This is a genomic window from Flectobacillus sp. BAB-3569 (assembly GCF_002270355.1).
GTDB lineage: Bacteria > Bacteroidota > Bacteroidia > Cytophagales > Spirosomataceae > Flectobacillus > Flectobacillus roseus.
Genome location: NZ_NJFZ01000015.1, coordinates 64,822 through 84,565, shown reverse-complemented (window position 1 = coordinate 84,565; position 19,744 = coordinate 64,822). Strand labels below are relative to the sequence as shown.

The window sequence follows — 19,744 nt, the reverse complement described above, 5'->3', positions numbered from 1 at the left end:
AAAACTCCAACAAAGTAGAAAAACTACATTATAAGTCATAACTTTATTCCTCCAAATTAAATCTGCAGGATGAATTTAAACAGACAGACTATTCAATAAAGCTAACTAATCATCAAAGAGAAGTTACAATGTATGTTTAGGAACTACTAATATAATAGAAAAATCGCATCCAGATTAGATATCCCCAACATGTCAAGTTGATCTTTTGTATTAATTTAGATTCTTACCCAGTTCCACTTTTTATAAATCTATTTTTTTTTGTAAAATGAGTTTGGTATTTCTTTTTCAATAATTGTGTTCAACTGAGCTTCCAAGAAATACTCAAACCTAGGTTTTGAAGGAATTATAAATACTTGTGGTGAAAACTCATTATTTTCGACAGTAAGTTCATAAGTTTCACCCGAATATAGAAGAATAAGATAATCAATTTTTCGATATTTTTCATCTTTAAATCCAGTGTTCAAAATATATTTGAATATACAATCTGGTAAATAACGAGATCTTACTGTCTCTAATTTCGAATATTTTGCGTCTAAAATGATGGTTGTATCCACATATTCATTTCTAATATTAATTATATAATCAGGAGTATAATATGTACCTCTTTTCTTGTCTATTCTCACTAAATTGGTTAAAATACTTGGGTAGTGATAATTGTAATAAATATCAATTGATATTGTGTCGCTTTTGAATGAAACTCTATCTATAAAATTATCTTGTCGATTTGATTGTTCTCTTACCTCGAATAAATCGATATTCAATTTATTTTTGAAAAAATTGATAATTAGATGAAAATTATAGAACTCATAAAGTGTACTCAACCTTTTAATATTTAACAAACTTAATTCACCATCAAATACAAACTTGTAATTAAAAGTTTCTTGAATTTTTCTGAACGCTTCTCTGTAGAGACTATTTTGAAGAAAAATGTTAGTAACTCTTGGTTTTTCTACCTTGGGTTCCACGCCAACAAAAATATTACAATATCTGTTATAGAGACCTTCGATTTGTTTTTCCAAGGAATTAGCATCCTTGAAAAGCTTTAAAAAGGGAGTTTTTTTTAAATCTCTAAAATCAACATAATTTCCATACCCATATGTATAAGTATCTATTGAAGAGTCTATTATCTTTTTAAGATGCTTTAGATTTGAAAGCATCTTTATAAAAGCACCCAAAAGAATTTTATTTTCATAAGTACTAAAGCTTTCTACACTTTTTTCAGTATCAATTCTATCCAGTATTCCATATTTATTTCCAATACAAATTGAATCAGGTAATCCTGCATAAGATTCATCAAAAATCACAGAATCAATATTGCCTAAAATCCAGTTAATGGAATATTCTGAAATATCTCTAGGGGAGTAATCTATTGTACTAATTGTATTTCTAAGCACAGAATAAGGCGTATTACAAAAAGCAGGGTAAAGTCTCTGAAAAAATCATAAAAACTATTGGCGAAAGTCAATAGTTTTGAAGTGTATTCATAATTATAGCCACTATTTAATATCTTAGAATTAATTGTACTTTTAGAAAAAAAATTTTCAAAAAGTTTATTTTCGCAATTCCACAAAAATAAAAGTATGTTCTCTATTTCGACAATATTAAATTTTTCAATAAGAATATTAAATTTGAAAACTTCATTGTTAATATTTAATGATGCAAAACCAAAATAGTCTTGAAAAAATCTATTTGCTTCTTTTGAGTATATTGAATTTTCAGTGACAATATAATTTTTTCTTTCAATCTCTAAATCTTCAATGAAAATAGAAACGCTATCAATATCAATTTTACTATAATTGTTATAATAAAATTCATACTCTCCAAGCTCATTCACAGTATACAACTCATTCACAGGTAAAACTTCCTCTCTTACCTTGTTGACAACTTGATATAGTTTAAACATTTGATAGGGTCAAAAAATAGTTGAAATTATCTTGAAAAACTTCACCCTCTTCTCCTCTCTGAATTATGTCTGTCAAAATCCTAGAAGATATATCATATTTATTCTTGTCTAATATATCTTTTAATTCGTTCAACTTTGCTTTTGCAGATGAGCCCTGAACTCTAATTAATGGAAGAAGTCGTTGACTAATACAATAGTCAAGTGGTTTGTTTTTTTCATACATTATTGTATTAGCAATTTTGCAATATTGCTTTATACTTATTTGTACTCGCGGGCTAATATATATTTTTAGCTCTTCAAATTTTCTCTTTATATCATTAAACTCTCTATCGAAAGTCTCATCCATTGATATATCATGCTGATCAGAGAAATCAATTAAACCAAATATATCTATACAGTCTCTGAATGATAAATTAATATTACTTATGTCCATACTTGTAAGCCTATTTATATCCAAAGACTTATTATTATCCATTCTTATAATATTAGTTCTATCAATAACTCGTGGGGAAAGCTCTTCTGTTGTCTGGTCATAATTGATCGTTCCAATAAACCTAAGATTATTCGGATATTCAAGAACTTCGGAATCTCCTAGATTAATTTTCAAATAGTTATTCTTACTTGCATAATTATCAGTTAAATTGTAAAAAACCGACCAATAGTGTTCAAGCGGGCTAAGGTTTGCCTCGTCCAATAACACATATGCTAACGGAGAGTCCATAAAGATCTCTCTCTCTCTCTCCCAATCTAATTGTTTGAGTAAATTATAAAGGTTTGTGGGTGACGCATGAAACAATTTTGAAAGAGGGTTTAAAAATCCAATTAAATCTTTTTGAGATGTCCATCCTCTACTTACAGCAACCTCCCTAATTCTCTCTCGAGGAGTCAAAATATTGATTAGCAACCTTACTAAGGATGTTTTACCTGTTCCTGGTAAACCTGCAAATAATGTAAGAGTATTCTGATGGATTGAAAGAAGTATATTATCTAAAAAATGAGAATCTATTCTTCTATTGTTTTTGTTTAAAATTGTAAGAATATTTTCTTTTAGATTTTTGTATTTTTCAAATTTACTAAGATTTTCTCCTGTTGATTTTACAATTTGGAAAGATGTAAAACTATTCAATGGAGTATGAGATTCTCCAAATATTTCTCTTCCACTAAGTATATTATAGTGTTGATTTTGCATTAATAACTCCTTCAACTTTAAATGAGCCGATTTTTGCTCATTCGTAAACTCATCTTGTAATGTTTTTATCCCACTCTTCAAAGAATTTTCCTTCTCCTCCAAGTATTTGATAAGATTTTCAAGATTTTTAATCTTTTCCTCTTTTTTATTCCTTTCTATTTCAATTTCTGTATCAAGACTTGCCTTCTGCTGTTCAAGCCTCTTTATCTCTGATTCAAGGTTAGTTTTTTGCTCTTTTGCTTTTTCCTCTATAAATTTCTCAATATGTGTAATTTCATCTCTCAAACTTTTCAAGTCTGTATCAACTAATAAAATTTCATTCTCTGTTCTGTTCTTTTGATCAAGAACTTTCTCCAGCTCACTTTGAAGAGAAAGTTTTTCGAGTTTCAAATTGTCAATTTCAGTCTTTAGTTCAGTAATTTCTGGAAAAACTTTTCCTATATCTATTTTGGAAATCACTTTGGTTTCCGCTTTTTTCAAAAGCCTTATAATTCTCTCACTTTGCTGAGTACTTTGGACATAATTGGATGAAATAACCTCTTTCAATGTACTCAACAATACTTTTGTATTTATCTCAGAATATTGTTCAGGGTGGCTGTAAATATCAAGTTCAAACTCATCGATTAAATCATTATCAGTAACAAAATCTAATTTCTCAATAATTTGCAATTCATTAACTTTTGGGATATGTATACGTCTTGTTATATCATTCACCCTAAACTCAATAAATGAATCTATTTCAAACTTATACTTTCCAAATTGTTTCCATAGACTCTTTTCCACAATAAACTCTCCTGAAGTATCGGTATTTTTTACTTTGAATGGCCCTATTAGAGCATCATTCTCTAAAATAAAAAAAGAGTTACTAGATTGGATATAACAATCTTTAACTAATGAGTGTAAAGCTTTTTGCTTTAACTCAAAAACTCCATTTTCTTCAGTAACTTTTCCTTCAAATATTTCAATAATCTCATTCGGTCCAAAATCATGTATATTCGTGTAAAATGTAATACATTTAGGGAATGTAGAGTTATCAGTATACTTTTCATTTTTTATTATAGTACCAGATGATATCTTTAATAGCTGTTGTGGGGAATATTTTTGTTCCAAATCTGGTGTTTGATGTAGGGCTTTTGTTGCCAAAACTTTTTCCATCTCCTCGTCCAAAATATCATATATTTTTCCTTTATCGTTATAAAGGATGGTAAATAAGTTCGAATTCGGATATTCTTGATCTTTCACTACTAATACATAATTCATATCAGAATATTTTCCAATAAAGTCTTGATAACTAAACTCTTTTTCACTCAGCTGTCCTTTTTTCATAATTCTTCTAGTCCTATAATAGTTATAAAAAATGTTTTATAATGTAAAACGGTCTTCAATCTACAAATAAAAAATAATATTACACGAATAGTCTATACGTGTAATAAATATTTTCGCCTTTGTTGGAGTTTTCTCCAACAAACTTGCGTAAGCAACAGCCATACTCTATATGCCGATCAAACTCTACTGATTGCTGACGCGTTTCTCGTTGGAGATAACTCCAACGAGGGCAATAATTCTTGGTATTTTCGCCTTTGTTGGAGTTTTCTCCAACAAACTTGCGTAAGCAACAGCCCTACTCTATTTGTCGATCAAACTCAACTGGTTGATGACGCATTTCTCGTTGGAGATGACTCCAACGAGGGCAGAATATCTCCAACTAGAGCAATTTAGACGTAGCCGTGCTACGTCTCTACATCAAAACCACATTTTCCTCCTCCAACTGGGTATATTTCCAACTTTTTGGACTCTATAAAGATAGAAAATGCGCGGAGTGCCCTAAGGCATGACAGTATTTCTTACGAACAACCATAATTTTAATCCCAGACCAAGAAACTTATGGCTTTTGAGGCCATTTTCTAAAGATTAATTAACTATATTAATAACTATGTCACTTTCTAAACTATCTGTGCTTGTTGGGGCATCCTTGGGTTTGTACTCATTTATTCACCAGCCAGCACCTACCCCAACCTATTCTTCTGAGGTTTTTACAAAGGTGGATACCTTAAACCGTCCTGACGAAAATCGTTTTACCAAAACTGTACTATCTAATGACCTCAACGAGCCTATGGAATTGGCAGTTGCGCCTGATGGTCGTGTGTTTTTTGTAGAGCGTGCAGGTAAATTTTATGTGTATGAACCTGTCAAAAAGAAAACTCGTCTGTTGTATGATTTTCCTGTAAAAGCGGTCGATAAATACCTAAATGGGATGTTGGGGATGACAATTGACCCTAATTTCAAAGAAAATCACTATCTGTATTTCTTCTATACGATTCAGGATAAAGAACAAACTAGACAACGTATTTCCCGTATCAAAGTTGATAGCGAAAGTAATCTTGATTTGGCTAGCGAGCAGTCGATTATCGAGTTTCCGATTGATTTGGAGGTGAGTGCGCACACAGGAGGCTCACTGGCTTGGGATGCTCATGGCAACTTATTTATTTCAACAGGTGATAATACTGTTCCGTTTGAGTCGAGTGGACATGCTCCTATTGATTCTCGTGAAGGACGTATTACGTTTGATGCACAGCGTTCGGCAGGAAATGCCAATGATTTGCGTGGTAAAATTCTCCGTATTCATGTCGAAAAGGATGGTTCTTATACTATTCCAGAAGGCAACCTTTTTCCAAAAGGCACTGCTGGTACTCGTCCTGAAATCTATGTAATGGGTTGTCGCAATCCTTACCGTATTTCGGTAGACCCAGCAACTTCGATTGTGTATTGGGGCGAAATTGGTCCTGATGCAGGAAATGACGGTGTGCAAGGTCCTAGAGGTTATGACGAAATCAATCAGGCAAAAAAAGCAGGTAACTATGGTTGGCCATATTTTGTAGGAGATAGCAAGCCTTATCATCAATATGATTTTGCGTCGAAAAAGGTAAGTGATTTGTTTGAGCCAAACGCTCCGATCAATAATTCGCCAAACAATACAGGTATCAAAAACCTTCCTCCTACACAAAAGGCGATGATTTGGTATCCTTACAACAAATCGGCTGAGTTTCCAGAATTGGGTGTCGGTGGGCGTTGTGCGATGGGTGGTCCTGTGTATCATTATGATGCGAAAATTGCGAATAAAAGTAAAATGCCATCCTATTACGATAAATCTCTTTTTATCTATGATTGGATGCGTAACTGGGTATTTGCCGTGAGATTAGATGAAAATCAAAACTACCAATCAATGGAGCAATTCATGCCGAAATCGGGTGATTTCCGTCGTCCTGTAGATATGGAAATTGGTCAAGATGGTTGTATGTATATGCTCGAATATGGCTCGGTATATGGTATAGATAACGAAGATGCACGTTTAGTAAAAATTGACTTCAATGGTGGGAACCGCGCTCCAGTGGCAAAAGCGATTACACAAGATACAATTGGCTTGGCACCTATGACAGTACAGTTTAAAGCTGATCAAAGTGTTGACTATGATAAAGGAGATAAGCTTTCTTATTTGTGGAAATTTGAGGCAAACAAAACTTCTACGGAGATCAATCCAAGCTATACTTTCAAGAAAAATGGTATCTATAAAGTATCATTAACCGTAAAAGATCAAGCTGGATTGAGCAATACTCAAACTTTAACTATTAAGGTAGGAAATACACTTCCAGACGTGGCAATTTCTACAGACGAAAACAGTACCTTCTTTAAGGCAAATGCTGGCAGTTTAAAATATGCTGTAGATGTGAAAGATCAAGAAGACAAAATGATTGATCCAAAACGTGTAAAGGTAGTTTTGAATTATATTCCAAAAGTGAGTAGAGAACCACAAATGGGTCACCAACAGTTGACTTCTACATTTAGCTTAGGAAAATCATTGATTGCGGGTTCTGACTGTAAAGCTTGTCACCAACTCAATGCACCTTCAGCAGGTCCAGCGTTTAAGGAGGTTGCTAAAAAATACCGTGATGACAAAACCGCTATTGCCAAATTAGCCAATAAGATTATTACTGGTGGTGGAGGTCTTTGGGGCGACCGTGAAATGAGTGCGCACCCACAACTTTCAAGAGAAGAAACTACTGAAATGGTGAAGTATATCCTTTCGTTGGGTACAGAGCCTGTTGAAAACCGTATTGCGCCAAAAGGAACAGCATCTTTGAAAGAACACGTTGGCAAAGAGCAAGAAGGTCGCTATGTAATTACTGCTTCGTACACAGATAAAGGTTCATTGGTAGCTCCAGCAGGAAAACCCAAAACGATACTTGCATTGAGTAAAACTGCGACTTTGGTATTGCGCCCGAATCGTGTTTATGGTGCCGAAGCCGATGAATTACATAATCTTGGTCGTCAAGACAAGCGTTTGGGCTTTATTCACAATGGCTCATATTTTGTCTTGAAAAATATCGATTTGAAAGGTATTAGTGAATTAACCTACAAATTCTCGTCGAGAGACAAGGCGGCCACGGTGGAAGTTCATACTGGTTCGCCAACAGGTCCTGTGATTAGTACATTGTCGTATAACCCAACCGGTGCATGGGATAAGTACGCCGAACAAACTGCGAGTATTCAATCACCAACGGGCAAACAAGATTTGTATTTTGTCTTTACCAAAAAAGATACGCCAAACAAAGACTTGTGTAGCCTTGAATGGATTGAGTTTAAGTAATGTTGTAATTATGAGTTGTGAATTGTGAGTGTAAAAATTTGATAATTAACAATTTACATTCAAAATTCACAACTTTTCTGATTACTTGACAAAAGTAAAGGTCTCTAGTTCAAGACTTAGTCTTGGACTCATTTTTTTAACAGTTTAAAACTGTTTTGGTAAAATTGAGCGACGAACTGACAACACTTGAATGCTTCAATTTTATTTTCTCCACGAAGCAGTTGAATTGTATTTTGCGCTAATGCTTATTAGAAATTCTGTTTTACAAAAATTAAGGATTACGTCCACGTTTCCGAAATCAGAAACCCCAAATCCACAATAGTTTGATTGATCTATCGCCTTGTTGACTAACCATTGACAAGGCGATTTTTTATTTTGAAAGAAAAAGTATCCTTTACCCTTTTCACACAAACCATAAGAGAGCATTTTATTATGTTTTAAATTAAAATCTCTGCGTTTGTAATTTAAAAATAATCTCTACCTTCGTAATCTCAAATCAAATTAATTTCCTTTTCAATTCACACATTTCATTATGAAAACCCAACCTACCTTGAAGCACTTGATGCTTTGTACCTTATTGTTATTATCATTTAGTTCGTTTTCTTTTTCTGGAATTACCATTTCAAAAGACAGTACCCGTGCTTGGATTGTACAACTAAGCAGTAGTCTGCCCGCAGGTTCTGATACTACTTTGCCAAAATGGATTCGTGATGGTCTCAGCGAAAGTATTCTAAAAGGTACTTTTGACACGACTTCAAACAAGCAAAAACTTTACTCAGACCTAAACAATGCCTTGAGTATTTACCACAGAAAGGTAATTATTCGTAACTTCGATTTTCCTGGCCTAGCTAATGGGTCTTATCAACCTAATGGTTTTTCACAAGGAACGCAGTTTGCTAATTTCAAGGTAAAGTTACCAAGTGGCAGTTTTGACCCAGATTTTGCGGTAAGCTATGCGCCAGATGTGATGTCTTTTGTGAACAACACCGCAAGCTTGGAGCAATTACCAGAAGGGACAAAATTGTATAGAGTTTGTAATGATGGATGGGATCAATTTACAGGTGGCTATTGGACACGTACAAAACCAACATCCATCTCGGAAGTAATTGGTGGAACTGCTGTTCAACCAGAATGGAATAGCTTTAAAAATATCGTGGAATATACCGTTCCTGCGGGAGGTATCTGGGTGTGGAGAGGATTAGCGGCAGCACAAAAACTCTCTAACAATTTAAATATTGGTCAACCATATTTAGCAGGTGGAGGTGAACAAATTCTTATTCCACTTGTATACCGTAGATTAAAGAAAGCAGATGGAAGCTTTGATTTTAGAGCCATCAATCCTGCTATGCAAAATAGAATCGTAGTATTACCAGCCAACGAATTACCATGGAAACGTTAACTCCCGTGTATCTGAGATTGCTCAAAGCCAATTTCGAACATTTAGTTCAGTGCTTCACTGAGCAAGAATCACTTACTGGTCAAACAGGTTTATTATTAAGACTGAGAGCAGAAGATATTTTATCAAACTCATTGAGTCAAGCCTTATCGACACCAGAGGTAACCAACGAAAATCTTCAGTGGGTTCAAGAGGCAGTAACTACTTATTTGAGATTTTACCCTGAAAATATTACCAGTAGTAATCTCGCAACCCTCGATGACGAAATCGATATGATACTTCACAGAATTATGGAGATAGCAGAACACTTAGAATGATGAATTGTGAATTGCGAGTTGTGAATTATCCTTTGTCCTTGCCTAAAATAGGTTGCCTTTGAGGCAAGGACAAAAAAACTCCTCAATCAAAACTCCTCAATCAAAACTCCAAACTCAGCACTCAAAAAAACTCCTCACTTAAAACTCCAAACTCAACACTAAAAAAATACCCCCTCGTCCATATAGATGAGGGGGATTTTTATTATCATTCAGTTTTTCACTTATCTACTTCTATTTTACGTCCCAGAAAATCTTCGCGTCACGCGTATCTTTTGCTGAAACTGCGCTATAGTTCGGGTTAAATGTACGCTCACGACCAGGGTAAGTCAATCTGTTTGGAGGCAATGCAAATCCTGAAGTATTGTCCGCTACAAAAGTCAACTGAGGATATTTTGTGCGACGCAGTTCAGACCAAGCTTGTACCGATTGCATAAAGCCAAATTGTACCCATTTTTGTGTCCAAATCAAGGCTAATTTTTGAGCCGAAGAACCAGCATATTTAATCGTTGAGTTTGCCAAAAAGTCATTTACAGCTGCGGCAGATGGAGCCGCCAATTTTGGAGCTGTGCTATTGCTCAAATTGTTCAAAGCATAGTAATAAGCAATTGATTGAGCTACACCTTTATTGTAAGCCGTAGCCGCATCAGTTGTAGTTCCCCAACGCTCATACGCTTCTGCTTTCAACAAATGTGTTTCGGCAGAGGTAAAAATTACGCCAGGCAATTTGCTGTTATACACAAACGTAGCTGAGTCAAGTACTGCATATTTACCGTTGGTGATATTAGTCGCTTGGTCAGTTGAGTTCAAGTCTAAAGGCATTGCATAATAATCAGCATTGGCTACCCATTTGCTACCATCCTGACGACCGCCTTTGTCATAAATTACAGCAATACGAGGGTCATTCGCAGGTTTTAACACTTTGTCCAATAAGAACGAAGCACCCAAATGGTTGTTTGACTCATAGAAAGCATTGCGCAAATTGTCAATATAAGTCGTTACTGGGTTCAACAAAGCATTGTGAGTTGTTTCTTCCAACAAAGGATATTGCGTTGGGTTATTCAACATTTCCAATACCTCTGCTTTTGCTTTAGCTTCATCTACGAATGAAATACGCATTAGAGCACGCAAACGCAAAGAGTTGGCCAAACGACGCCATTTTGTAATATCGCCTTGGAAAAGAATATCTTGTTTTTTGAACGAACCAGCCGTTACACTGCTCAAATTCGCCGTAGCAAAGTAGTTCGAAGCATCTTTCAAACCAGCAATTACGCTATAATATACCTCCTTCGCATCGTCGAATTTTGGCGATGTAATCGAGCCATTTAAGTTCAACATACCTGCTTCAGAAAATGGAATATCACCCCAAAGGTCAACCATTTGAGCAGTTTGCTCCAACATGGCTACTTTCGCTGCATTCACAAATACGTCCGCATTTTGTTTTTCTGCTGCAGAAAGTTTAGCATATTGTTTTTCTATTTCACGATAATGCGCCAAAGGACCGCTACCGTTACCATTAGTTGTATAAAAATCACCCCAACGTTGCTCGGTATATTGCGCTTGTTCGCGGTAAATAAATTTATCGTTGGTATAAGAAATTACTTGAGAAAATACCCCTGCGTGAGTCAACGCAAAAGTACGCATATCCCAATATTTTGGATAGATACGGTCGTTGTTGAGAATTTGGGTAAAAAATTTCTCAACAGATGGAGTCGTAGTCTGTTCTGGGTTGAGGTACAAGTCACCGAGTTGGTCTTTACAGCTACTCAAAGTAGCTACAATCGCTAACATTGCACTTATTTTGATGAATGTCTTTTTCATACTTTTCTAAATAAAATGTCTGATTGGTTGATTAAAAACTAGCGTGTAAAGCCACACCAAAGCTACGAGTTGCCGCTGTTGAACCTTCGTCGATACCTTGACGGTTCCAGCTAGTACCAATTGGTGCTTCTGGGTCAAGATTTTTCAAAGTACGGTACAAGTAGAATAGGTTACGACCAATCAAAGACACACGAACATTTTGCAAACGCAATTTTTGAGCTACCGCCGAAGGCAAAGTATATGACAAAATTGCTTCACGAACTTTTAAGTAACTGTTGTTATAAACGGAACCATTTTCATACCAACCTGACGAACCCCAAGTGTAAGTGTTCATGTAATATGAAGCAGCATCGATAATCTTAGTATTTTTCTCGCCACTTGCCGTTACACCATCTAACAATACACCATCATGGTATACTTTACCACCGTTTGGCGCAGTTGCTGTGTGGCTTGACAACAATACGTTGTTTCCACTACCGTCAACATAATATGGTAAACCACCGTTTTCGGCATCACGATATTTCATTGTTGATTCAAACATACCTGCACCTGTTGCATACAACAATGGGTTTGAAACCAATTGTCCACCGATACGGTAATCCATGTTGATGTCTAAACTGAAGTTTTTGTAGCTAAATGAGTTCAAGAAACCACCTACTAATTTCGGCATCACGTTACCTACTTTTTTGTAGTCAGAAGTCAAAGTATATAGACCGTCTTCAGAGATAATAAAGTTACCTTTTGAGTCTGTTGCACGCACGTGAGTGTAAATATTTCCTAAATAATCACCTTCGTCAGCTACAATTTTGATAGCAGATTGATCAGCATCATAAGCCACTAACTGAGGAATACCTTTTGCCAACTTCTCAACTTTTGTACGGTTAATAGCAGCATTGATACGAGTATTCCAAGTGAAATCACGTGTTTTGATAGGAGTTGCATAAATTGATGCTTCCCAACCGAAAGAACGAAGCTCACCAACGTTTGCCAATACCGAACTAGCACCTGTACTGGTAGGAATAGACGTTTGAAGGATTTGATCTTTGATACGGCTGTTATAGTAAGTAACATCAAAACCTAATTTGTTTTTGAAGAATTTTGTTTCTAAACCAAATTCATTTTCAAACTTTTGCTCAGGTTTGATATTGTCATTACCATAGCTAGAACTTGCTCTCAAAGCAGGAACTGCGCCATAAGCTGTTTGCAAAATCGTTTGAGAATAAGTTGTATTAGCTACATACAAAGGGGGTGCATTACCAACAACACCATAAGAAGCACGGATTTTACCGTAGTTCATAAAGTTCGGCATTTGGAACGCATCCGAGAATACAAAACCAGAGTTTACCGAAGTATAGAAATAGCTGTTATTGCCTGCTGGCAATGTTGAAGAGTATTCCTGACGAGCTGTACCTTCTACAAACAACATATTTTTATAAGCTGCGTTCAAAGTACCCAAGTAAGCAAACTTAATCATTTCTCTACGTGAAGCACTAGCATTCAATACGTTCGTAGAGTTGTTCATACTAAACCAGTTCTCGATTACCAAGCCACCATTTGTACCAACTGATTGGTCATAGTATTTTTCCTGACGACCTTGTACACCAGCAGAAGCAGACAAATCAAAATCTGTATTCAATTTTTTCGCGTAAGTCAACATCGCATCGCCATATACGATTGAGTAACGACCACTAGCTACACGGTATTCACCAGTACTATTTCCTGAGTTAAATAAAGCGGGAAATTCGTTGTATTTCTTTACTTCAGTACCCAAACTAGTAAAGTCATTTCCTACACGACCACGCAAACCAAATTCATTGTTGATTTTGTAGTTTAAGGTAACAGAGCTTAATACACGGTCTTGGTTTTCGTCTTCGCTATTACGCAAAGCATTCCATAACAAATCCATAATATCGCCACCACGAATGTTGTATTTGAAAGCTTCTGAAGGATTACGTTCAGGAACGTTGTATGGTACATATTTGTATCCTTGTGACGTTTGATAATGATTCAAGAAGTTGTTCATATCCTCCGCACGGCTGTAAAAACCTCCATAGTTAGCTGTCACACGGTTGATTTGCTCAGGACGGTTATGCACTTTTGAGTTGATATAACTTACTACTACATCGGCAGTAACTTTATTACTCAATTTTACAGAAGAGTTTAAGTTGAAAGTATTACGTTTCAAATTACTTCCACGCATAATACCAGCATAATCTGTACCTGTGTAAGAAAAACGGTAAGAACCTTTGTCAGTAGCATTTGAGAAAGCAGCGTTCACCGTTGAGTTATAACCAGTCTGATAAAAATCATTGAAGTTATTTGGTTTTGCGCTATACGACTGCATAGTTCCATCCCACCAAGGCATCATTCTACCATCCATCTTAGGACCAAATTGTCCATAAGCTCTAAAGTTCACTCGCTTAGAACCACCAGGATTTGTGATAAAACCTTCCTCGTTGGCACCAACTGCCAAGTTAGTAGCACGGTCATAACCAGGACCATATACATTCTGATATTGAGGCGTAAATGCCACACGCTCTTGATTATACGTGTAGTTTAATTCAACGCCTAACCCTTTGCCTTTTACACCCGATTTTGTGGTAATAACAATTACACCATTCGAAGCTTCAGAACCGTAAAGGGCTGTTGCTGATGCACCTTTCAATACTGACAAACTAGCAATATCGGCAGGGTTAATATCCAAGATACCATTACCACGAATACGTTGATCATCCCAATAACCGCCGTTATTCAAACCATTTGCACCTGCTTGGTTAAAGTCACGAATTACGATACCATCCACAACATAAAGTGGTTGTGTGTTGTAATTCAAAGAGTTAACGCCACGTACTTGTACGTTTACGGCTGAAGTTGCACCACCTGGCGCCGTAGAGATTTTAACACCTGCTACTTTACCGTACAATGCCGAAGCAAAGTTGGTATTACCCGAAGCGGTAATTTCCTTGCTAGAAACCGTACCAATTGAATAACCAAGGGCTTTTTGTTCACGCTTGATACCTAAGGCCGTAACAACCACCTCATCAAGATCTTGAGAAGTAGATTCCAAAACCACGTCGATGGTTGTACGTCCCGACACTTCAACGGTCTTTGTAGCGAAGCCCAATGATTGGAAAATCAAAGAGGCATTTTTAGCAACTGAAATGGTATAATTACCCGAACCATCTGTTACTGTACCTTTTGTGGTACCTTTCACTAAAATACTTACGCCTGCTAGGGCTGATTGATTGCTATCCACGACCTTTCCTTTGACTACCTGCTGAGCCATTACGAACTGTCCAGTCAAAATCAAGAGTGTAGCAAATAACGTAGTAAAAATTTTTCTACATGCTTTCATTGTTAGGAATTAAAATGATGAAAATTGAAAATTGGAGCTCTGATTGAGCGAATTTGAAATAAATAGTTTTAGAGCGTTACGGAGAAAAAGCTTCCCTCCTTTCATTGTTTTTCATGGTTTAAATATGGTAAGTTGATGCGGTTTTGAAATCTTTTTGGCTATTAGTATTGAAAGGCTTAGTTAGATTTCGCAACCAAATTAATAAAATAAATTATTAAATATTAATTTCTTGTAAATTATTTTAATAATAAGTTTCGCAGGAAAAATACTCACCAAAAGCAAGATAATTCCAATAAAATATCTTCAAAGTAGAATTTTCAGGATAAAATCAATTGCAATTTAGGTTAAATGAGGAATTAAAAGACCATATATATTTTTAAAATATTTTATTAATAATTTTTAAAAACATCTCAATTCATTATCTTAAAAACTCATTTTCAGATAGTTACACAATACTAAATACTACCTTCATAGGCTTATTGGTGATTGGTTTTAGCTTTTAATGCTTACCTCAAAAAATTCCTCCAAGAATACAACAGAAGTCGTATACTTGGAGGAATAAGAACTTTGATATGTCGCTAATCCTAAGGATTCATTCCATTCTTTTTCACTTTCAACTCATCTGGTGCGTCTTTGGTGTAAGTATTAAAATTAGGATTGTAGGACTTGTCAAAGAGATTTTTCACTACCTGTAAATCTACCGATGTCTGTGGATTAAACGCCGAAGAGGCCATATACTGCTGCAAGCTATAAGCTAATTGGCGAGCTACGGGTCTTGTATCTAAATTCCAACTAAGGTCTGCACTACAAATCAATAGCTTTCCTTTGCCCACTTTTGCCTCCACAATTAAGCCCAACGGTCTATTCAAAAACCAAGTATCTATGGGTTGAACTACAGGTTTGAATCCTTTTGGAAATTCATCTAACAGCATCACCTGTGTTTTATTGACTAATTCCCACCACTGCACGTTGGCGTGAAAATCTGTAGGAAACGATTGGAAGGCTGGATGTTTAGGATCACAGACAAAACCCAAAGTATGTGGTGGGCGCATTTTGAACCATGAGGTATTCCAAAAAACAGGTTGTAGATAATTAACGACTTCTTTCCCCCTTTCAATTTTCCCAGCAGCCTGTAAAAAGACCTTTCCTCCTTTTTCCAAAATCTGCAAAGCTTTTTCATCTAAACTATTACATGAATAAACTTCCTCTGATTTTACAGCTGGCAAAGTTTTTGGATATACCCAAAACGCCCACTCGTTCTGAATTGAAGAACCTTTGATAGACGCTTTAAGTAATAGTTTTTGTGCTTGATTAATTTGCTGAGGATTAAACGTAATTTTTCCAACTGACAGGTTATTCCCAATAACATAATCTGCGGGCTGAAACTCACCTGCTTCCACAGGTTTCCCTTCTGAATCAACAATTTGCCATGCAATTACTGCTTTTGACAAGGCTTTTTGTCCAAAATGAAACAACTCAATTGGTATTTGAATACTTTCATTTTGCTGAAAAACAAATTTTGGGAAACGAGTTAAAATAACTGTTGAGTCACAAAATTGACGGAACTCTTTGGCATCGATATAGCCTTTTTCCTCCCAAAAACTATCCAGCAAACCAACTAAAGCGGTTCCTTGTCCTGAATAGTCGTTGAGTCCGAGCATCTGAAATCCTGCCGAAAGTGGCGTTCTAAATGCCATTTCCATTTCGTGCTTGTAACTAATAGCTTGTAATTTTCCAGAAGCCATAAAGAAATCTTTGCCCCTATCTGCCATTCCTCTATCCTTCAAATCTTCTTGAAAAAGTTCATAGTTACGAGCTTCATACAAACCTTTGTACTTTTTGATTTCATCAAAATTAGGGAATACACACCATTGACCTAACTCGTGAGTAACGTAAGGGACTGTAAAGTTTTTGACCTTATCTCCAAAATCAGCACTGCTTGAAGGGAGCTTATCCCAAGGCAAACCGCGTGGTCCCGACTTAATCATATATTCGTTTGCAGGAACTAATGGCCAACTCATAGCTACCGAAGCACCTGTATATTTACGACGAGGGTCCTTCGCTTGCCAGTATTTAATGAACTTTGTCAAATAATCTACCTGCTTTCCTCCTCTTGGTTCATTGCCGTAAGCCAACATACAAAAAGAGGCATAATTACCATAAGCTTTCGCCATGCGGTTGGTCTCGTCCATGATATACTGATCAATCGGGTGACCATCGCCCAAAGACGAACCGTGATTTGCCCAACTTGGCCCTTCAGGTTGTAGATAAATACCCACTAAATCGGCAGCAATAAAGGCAGCTTCGGGAGGACAATACGAATGAAAACGGAAGTGATTTAGTCCATAGGATTTGGCTTTTCTGAAGACTTTCTCCCAAGATGCCACATCCATTGGTGCATATCCAGTCAAAGGAAACTGGCAATTTTCAACCGTTCCTCTCAAAAATATTGGTCGTCCATTTATCTCAAAACGAGTTCCATTAATGGCAAAATCTCTCATGCCAAACTGAACATCTCTTACCGATTGTACACCTTCCTTAGTAGAAACTTGTACATTTAACTTATACAAAGCAGGTACATATTCATCCCAAGTCAGAAAATTGTCACCCATTGGTAATGTGTAAGCTAAGGTATTACTACCTCTCTCTGCCTTAAAATCTACAGCAAGCGGTGTGACTGAATGTTGTTTAGTGGCATTAAAACTTTTAGCAAAAAGGTTAATTTTTCCCGAAACTGTAGCTGGCAGATTATTTTCTAGTTGAATGACTATTTTAGCAAGTTTTTCCTTCACATTCGGGTATACCTGCACATCTGAAAGCCACACCTGTCCTTCGGTACCCAATTCCATCTTGCCAACAATGCCATTCCAGTTTCCTTGCGTGTGATCTGTAATACTGTGAGAATCCTTTCCTACGTTGATTTCTTTTGTCTTATTGTCAACACGAACTGTTATCGTATGCTTGCCAGTACTGAGTTTGCCTGTTAAATCATAAACATGGGCTACACAAAGAGAATTTTGCAGTCCTATTTCCTGATTATCAATCCACACGCGCGTTTCGTAATGTGGACGTTCAAGATTTAGCCAAATACGTTGATTTCTCCAGTCAGACGGAATAGTAATATCTCTTTGGTACCATGCACCGCCTACGTAATGTTTTTTAGGAGTAAGCCAAAAGGGGAATTTTGGGCGAGGACCTTGGCGATACTTTGCCATGCGAGGATTAAAATACCACGAACTATCATATATACTACCCGTCCATTGGGTCTGAAGTGTTACTGCATTTCCTTTGCCATTTTCAAGCATGGAGCCGGGTAACTTTACCTTGTCTTTTAGTTTTTGAGAAAACCATTTTTCTTGTACGCCTTTATCCAAGGAATCAATCGCAAATCGCCATGTTCCTTGTAGATTAAGTTTTTTTGATTGTCCTATCGAAGCGAAACTTATCAGGACAAATGATGCAATGAATAGATTTTGGAGGGTTTTTTTCACGGTTAAAATGGTAAGTTATACAAATAAGAATAGCTTAGTAGTATAAAAAATCCTAATAAGCCTAAACTATCAAATATAGCTTCCAAATGTCTTCACTCCATCATGTATCATCCTGATGATTGTCGATTTCCTGATTCAAGACTAAGTCTTGAACCAGTCATGTATAGTTCGAGACTTTGTCTCGGACTCACTCTTGCTTCAGTTTTAAAACTGTTTAAAAAAATAGATCCAAGACTAAGTCTTGAACCAGTTATCTCTTCTGCATTCTTCAATACTTTTTCATTCAAAAGACTTCATATCAAGCCTTTTTTAAACGAGGCTTGATATATTGATGATAAAATTCTGGATAAAATCTAAAAGCATAAATAAACGGGTGAAGTACATTAACTTTTAGTTCTTTATACAAAATTACTTGTCCTATGATAAAACCTATGATACTCGACACTAAAGTTGCCCTCGCTGCTCCCATCACCCCTTGCGAACTGATCAAAAAATAGTTCATCGCAATATTCAAACAAGCTGAAAAAACTACCACAGAAAAGGTCAGTTTTGTTTTTCCGATAGAGTCGATTACAATACCAAATTGACGACCAAAAGGTACAAAAATGCAATACAATAACGTGATTTTCAATAAAGGAATCGAGTCATCGTACTTTCCTCCAGCTATAATATTGACAATTAAATCTGAAAATAAATACAGAAAAATAATCGCTGGAATCACCAATGCTAAGATTGTTCCTACCGATTTTTCATACAAATAGCGAACACCATCGATACCCTCCTGCGCACGCTTGGCACTTTGTGGAAATACAATGGTAGCGATAGAATTAGTAGGTATTTCTATCAGATTGGTAATTCTTACTGCCACATTAAATGCCCCCGAAGCCACAGGAGAAAGCATAGCTCCAAGCATCATTTGGTCGATAGTCCCCGACAGAATAGAGCTTACCGATGTACCGAAGGTATATTTTCCAAAATGAAATAATTTACTAATCCATTCTTTGTGTAACTGTCGATCCAATGTCAAATGTTTTCTGGCATAGCTATATCCGATTAAGGTCGCAATTACAACCGCCACAATTTGAATATACACTAGGTACGCTAATGGTATGGTAAACTTAGTAACGAAGCAAACCAGAATAAATAAAAATAGTACAGCCTGACGCACAAAGGTGGTAATGAATACACCATTGAAAGCTAAATGCGCTTGCTCGACGCTATTGAATATGGCTAAAACTCCTGAGAGTAAAAACGTGATATTATGCACATAAAACATCGGCTCCAGCTCAGGCGTATGCCACATTACACTGAGAAAATGTGAAAAAATTAGATTCAGCAATACACAAAAAACCGAAAGCGATGCACTAATTGTTACCGAAGCCGTAATAATTGGGGTTTTCTCTTCGGGTTTCGCACCTGATAAAAATTTTACTAGCGCATTCCCTATCAAACCATTACGAATTACCTCTAAAATAGAAGTGGTAGTCATAAAGAGCGTCCAAGCGCCAAACTGATTTTTGTCCAAAACACGTACCAACATATAAAATCCTCCAAAGCCAAAAAGTACGTTTGTCAAACTTTGGAGAATATTCAAGAAACCAGATTTTAACCAATAGTTATTTGCCATACG

Annotated in this window: 10 protein-coding genes; 3 read left to right on the top strand and 7 right to left on the bottom strand. The window is 36.2% G+C overall.

Going from position 1 to position 19,744, the window contains the following annotated elements; all coding sequences use genetic code 11:
* Nucleotides 1-248: 248 nt before the first annotated feature.
* From BWI92_RS14385 to BWI92_RS14375, 3 genes are read right to left on the bottom strand one after another with little or no spacing between them, the layout of a single operon-like run.
* Entirely contained in the window at nucleotides 249-1,394 is a 1,146-nt protein-coding gene (locus tag BWI92_RS14385) for a hypothetical protein (RefSeq protein WP_095163956.1), read from the bottom strand.
* Nucleotides 1,367-1,903 (bottom strand): hypothetical protein, encoded by a 537-nt coding sequence (locus BWI92_RS14380; protein ID WP_095163955.1) that lies wholly within the window; start codon nucleotides 1,901-1,903, stop codon nucleotides 1,367-1,369. Before BWI92_RS14380 ends, BWI92_RS14385 begins: the two co-directional genes overlap by 28 nt.
* Nucleotides 1,896-4,418: a hypothetical protein gene (locus BWI92_RS14375; protein ID WP_095163954.1), complete on the bottom strand. Its 2,523-nt coding sequence runs from the start codon at nucleotides 4,416-4,418 to the stop codon at nucleotides 1,896-1,898. Before BWI92_RS14375 ends, BWI92_RS14380 begins: the two co-directional genes overlap by 8 nt.
* A gap of 607 nt (nucleotides 4,419-5,025) precedes the next feature.
* Here BWI92_RS14375 and BWI92_RS14370 point away from each other — a divergent pair.
* The 3 genes from BWI92_RS14370 to BWI92_RS14355 all read left to right on the top strand — a co-directional run bounded on the left by BWI92_RS14370 (nucleotide 5,026) and on the right by BWI92_RS14355 (nucleotide 9,450).
* On the top strand, nucleotides 5,026-7,737 hold the full coding sequence (locus tag BWI92_RS14370; RefSeq protein WP_095163953.1) for a PQQ-dependent sugar dehydrogenase: 2,712 nt from the start codon (nucleotides 5,026-5,028) through the stop codon (nucleotides 7,735-7,737).
* Nucleotides 7,738-8,269: 532 nt separating this feature from the next.
* Nucleotides 8,270-9,136: a hypothetical protein gene (locus BWI92_RS14360; RefSeq protein ID WP_095163951.1), complete on the top strand. Its 867-nt coding sequence runs from the start codon at nucleotides 8,270-8,272 to the stop codon at nucleotides 9,134-9,136.
* Nucleotides 9,124-9,450 carry a hypothetical protein gene (locus tag BWI92_RS14355; RefSeq protein WP_095163950.1) on the top strand — a complete coding sequence of 109 codons (327 nt, stop codon included), beginning with the start codon at nucleotides 9,124-9,126 and terminating at the stop codon, nucleotides 9,448-9,450. Before BWI92_RS14360 ends, BWI92_RS14355 begins: the two co-directional genes overlap by 13 nt.
* A gap of 231 nt (nucleotides 9,451-9,681) precedes the next feature.
* Here BWI92_RS14355 and BWI92_RS14350 read toward each other — a convergent pair whose 3' ends face one another.
* The 4 genes from BWI92_RS14350 to BWI92_RS14335 form a co-directional block, all read right to left on the bottom strand.
* Nucleotides 9,682-11,268 (bottom strand): SusD/RagB family nutrient-binding outer membrane lipoprotein, encoded by a 1,587-nt coding sequence (locus BWI92_RS14350; protein ID WP_095163949.1) that lies wholly within the window; start codon nucleotides 11,266-11,268, stop codon nucleotides 9,682-9,684.
* Between the two features lie 31 nt (nucleotides 11,269-11,299).
* Nucleotides 11,300-14,623, bottom strand: a complete 3,324-nt coding sequence (locus BWI92_RS14345) for a SusC/RagA family TonB-linked outer membrane protein (protein ID WP_095163948.1) — start codon at nucleotides 14,621-14,623, stop codon at nucleotides 11,300-11,302.
* A gap of 584 nt (nucleotides 14,624-15,207) precedes the next feature.
* Entirely contained in the window at nucleotides 15,208-18,114 is a 2,907-nt protein-coding gene (locus BWI92_RS14340) for a sugar-binding domain-containing protein (RefSeq protein WP_095163947.1), read from the bottom strand.
* A 298-nt stretch (nucleotides 18,115-18,412) separates the two neighbouring features.
* Nucleotides 18,413-19,741 carry a flippase gene (locus BWI92_RS14335; RefSeq protein ID WP_095163946.1) on the bottom strand — a complete coding sequence of 443 codons (1,329 nt, stop codon included), beginning with the start codon at nucleotides 19,739-19,741 and terminating at the stop codon, nucleotides 18,413-18,415.
* Between the last annotated feature and the right edge of the window lie 3 nt (nucleotides 19,742-19,744).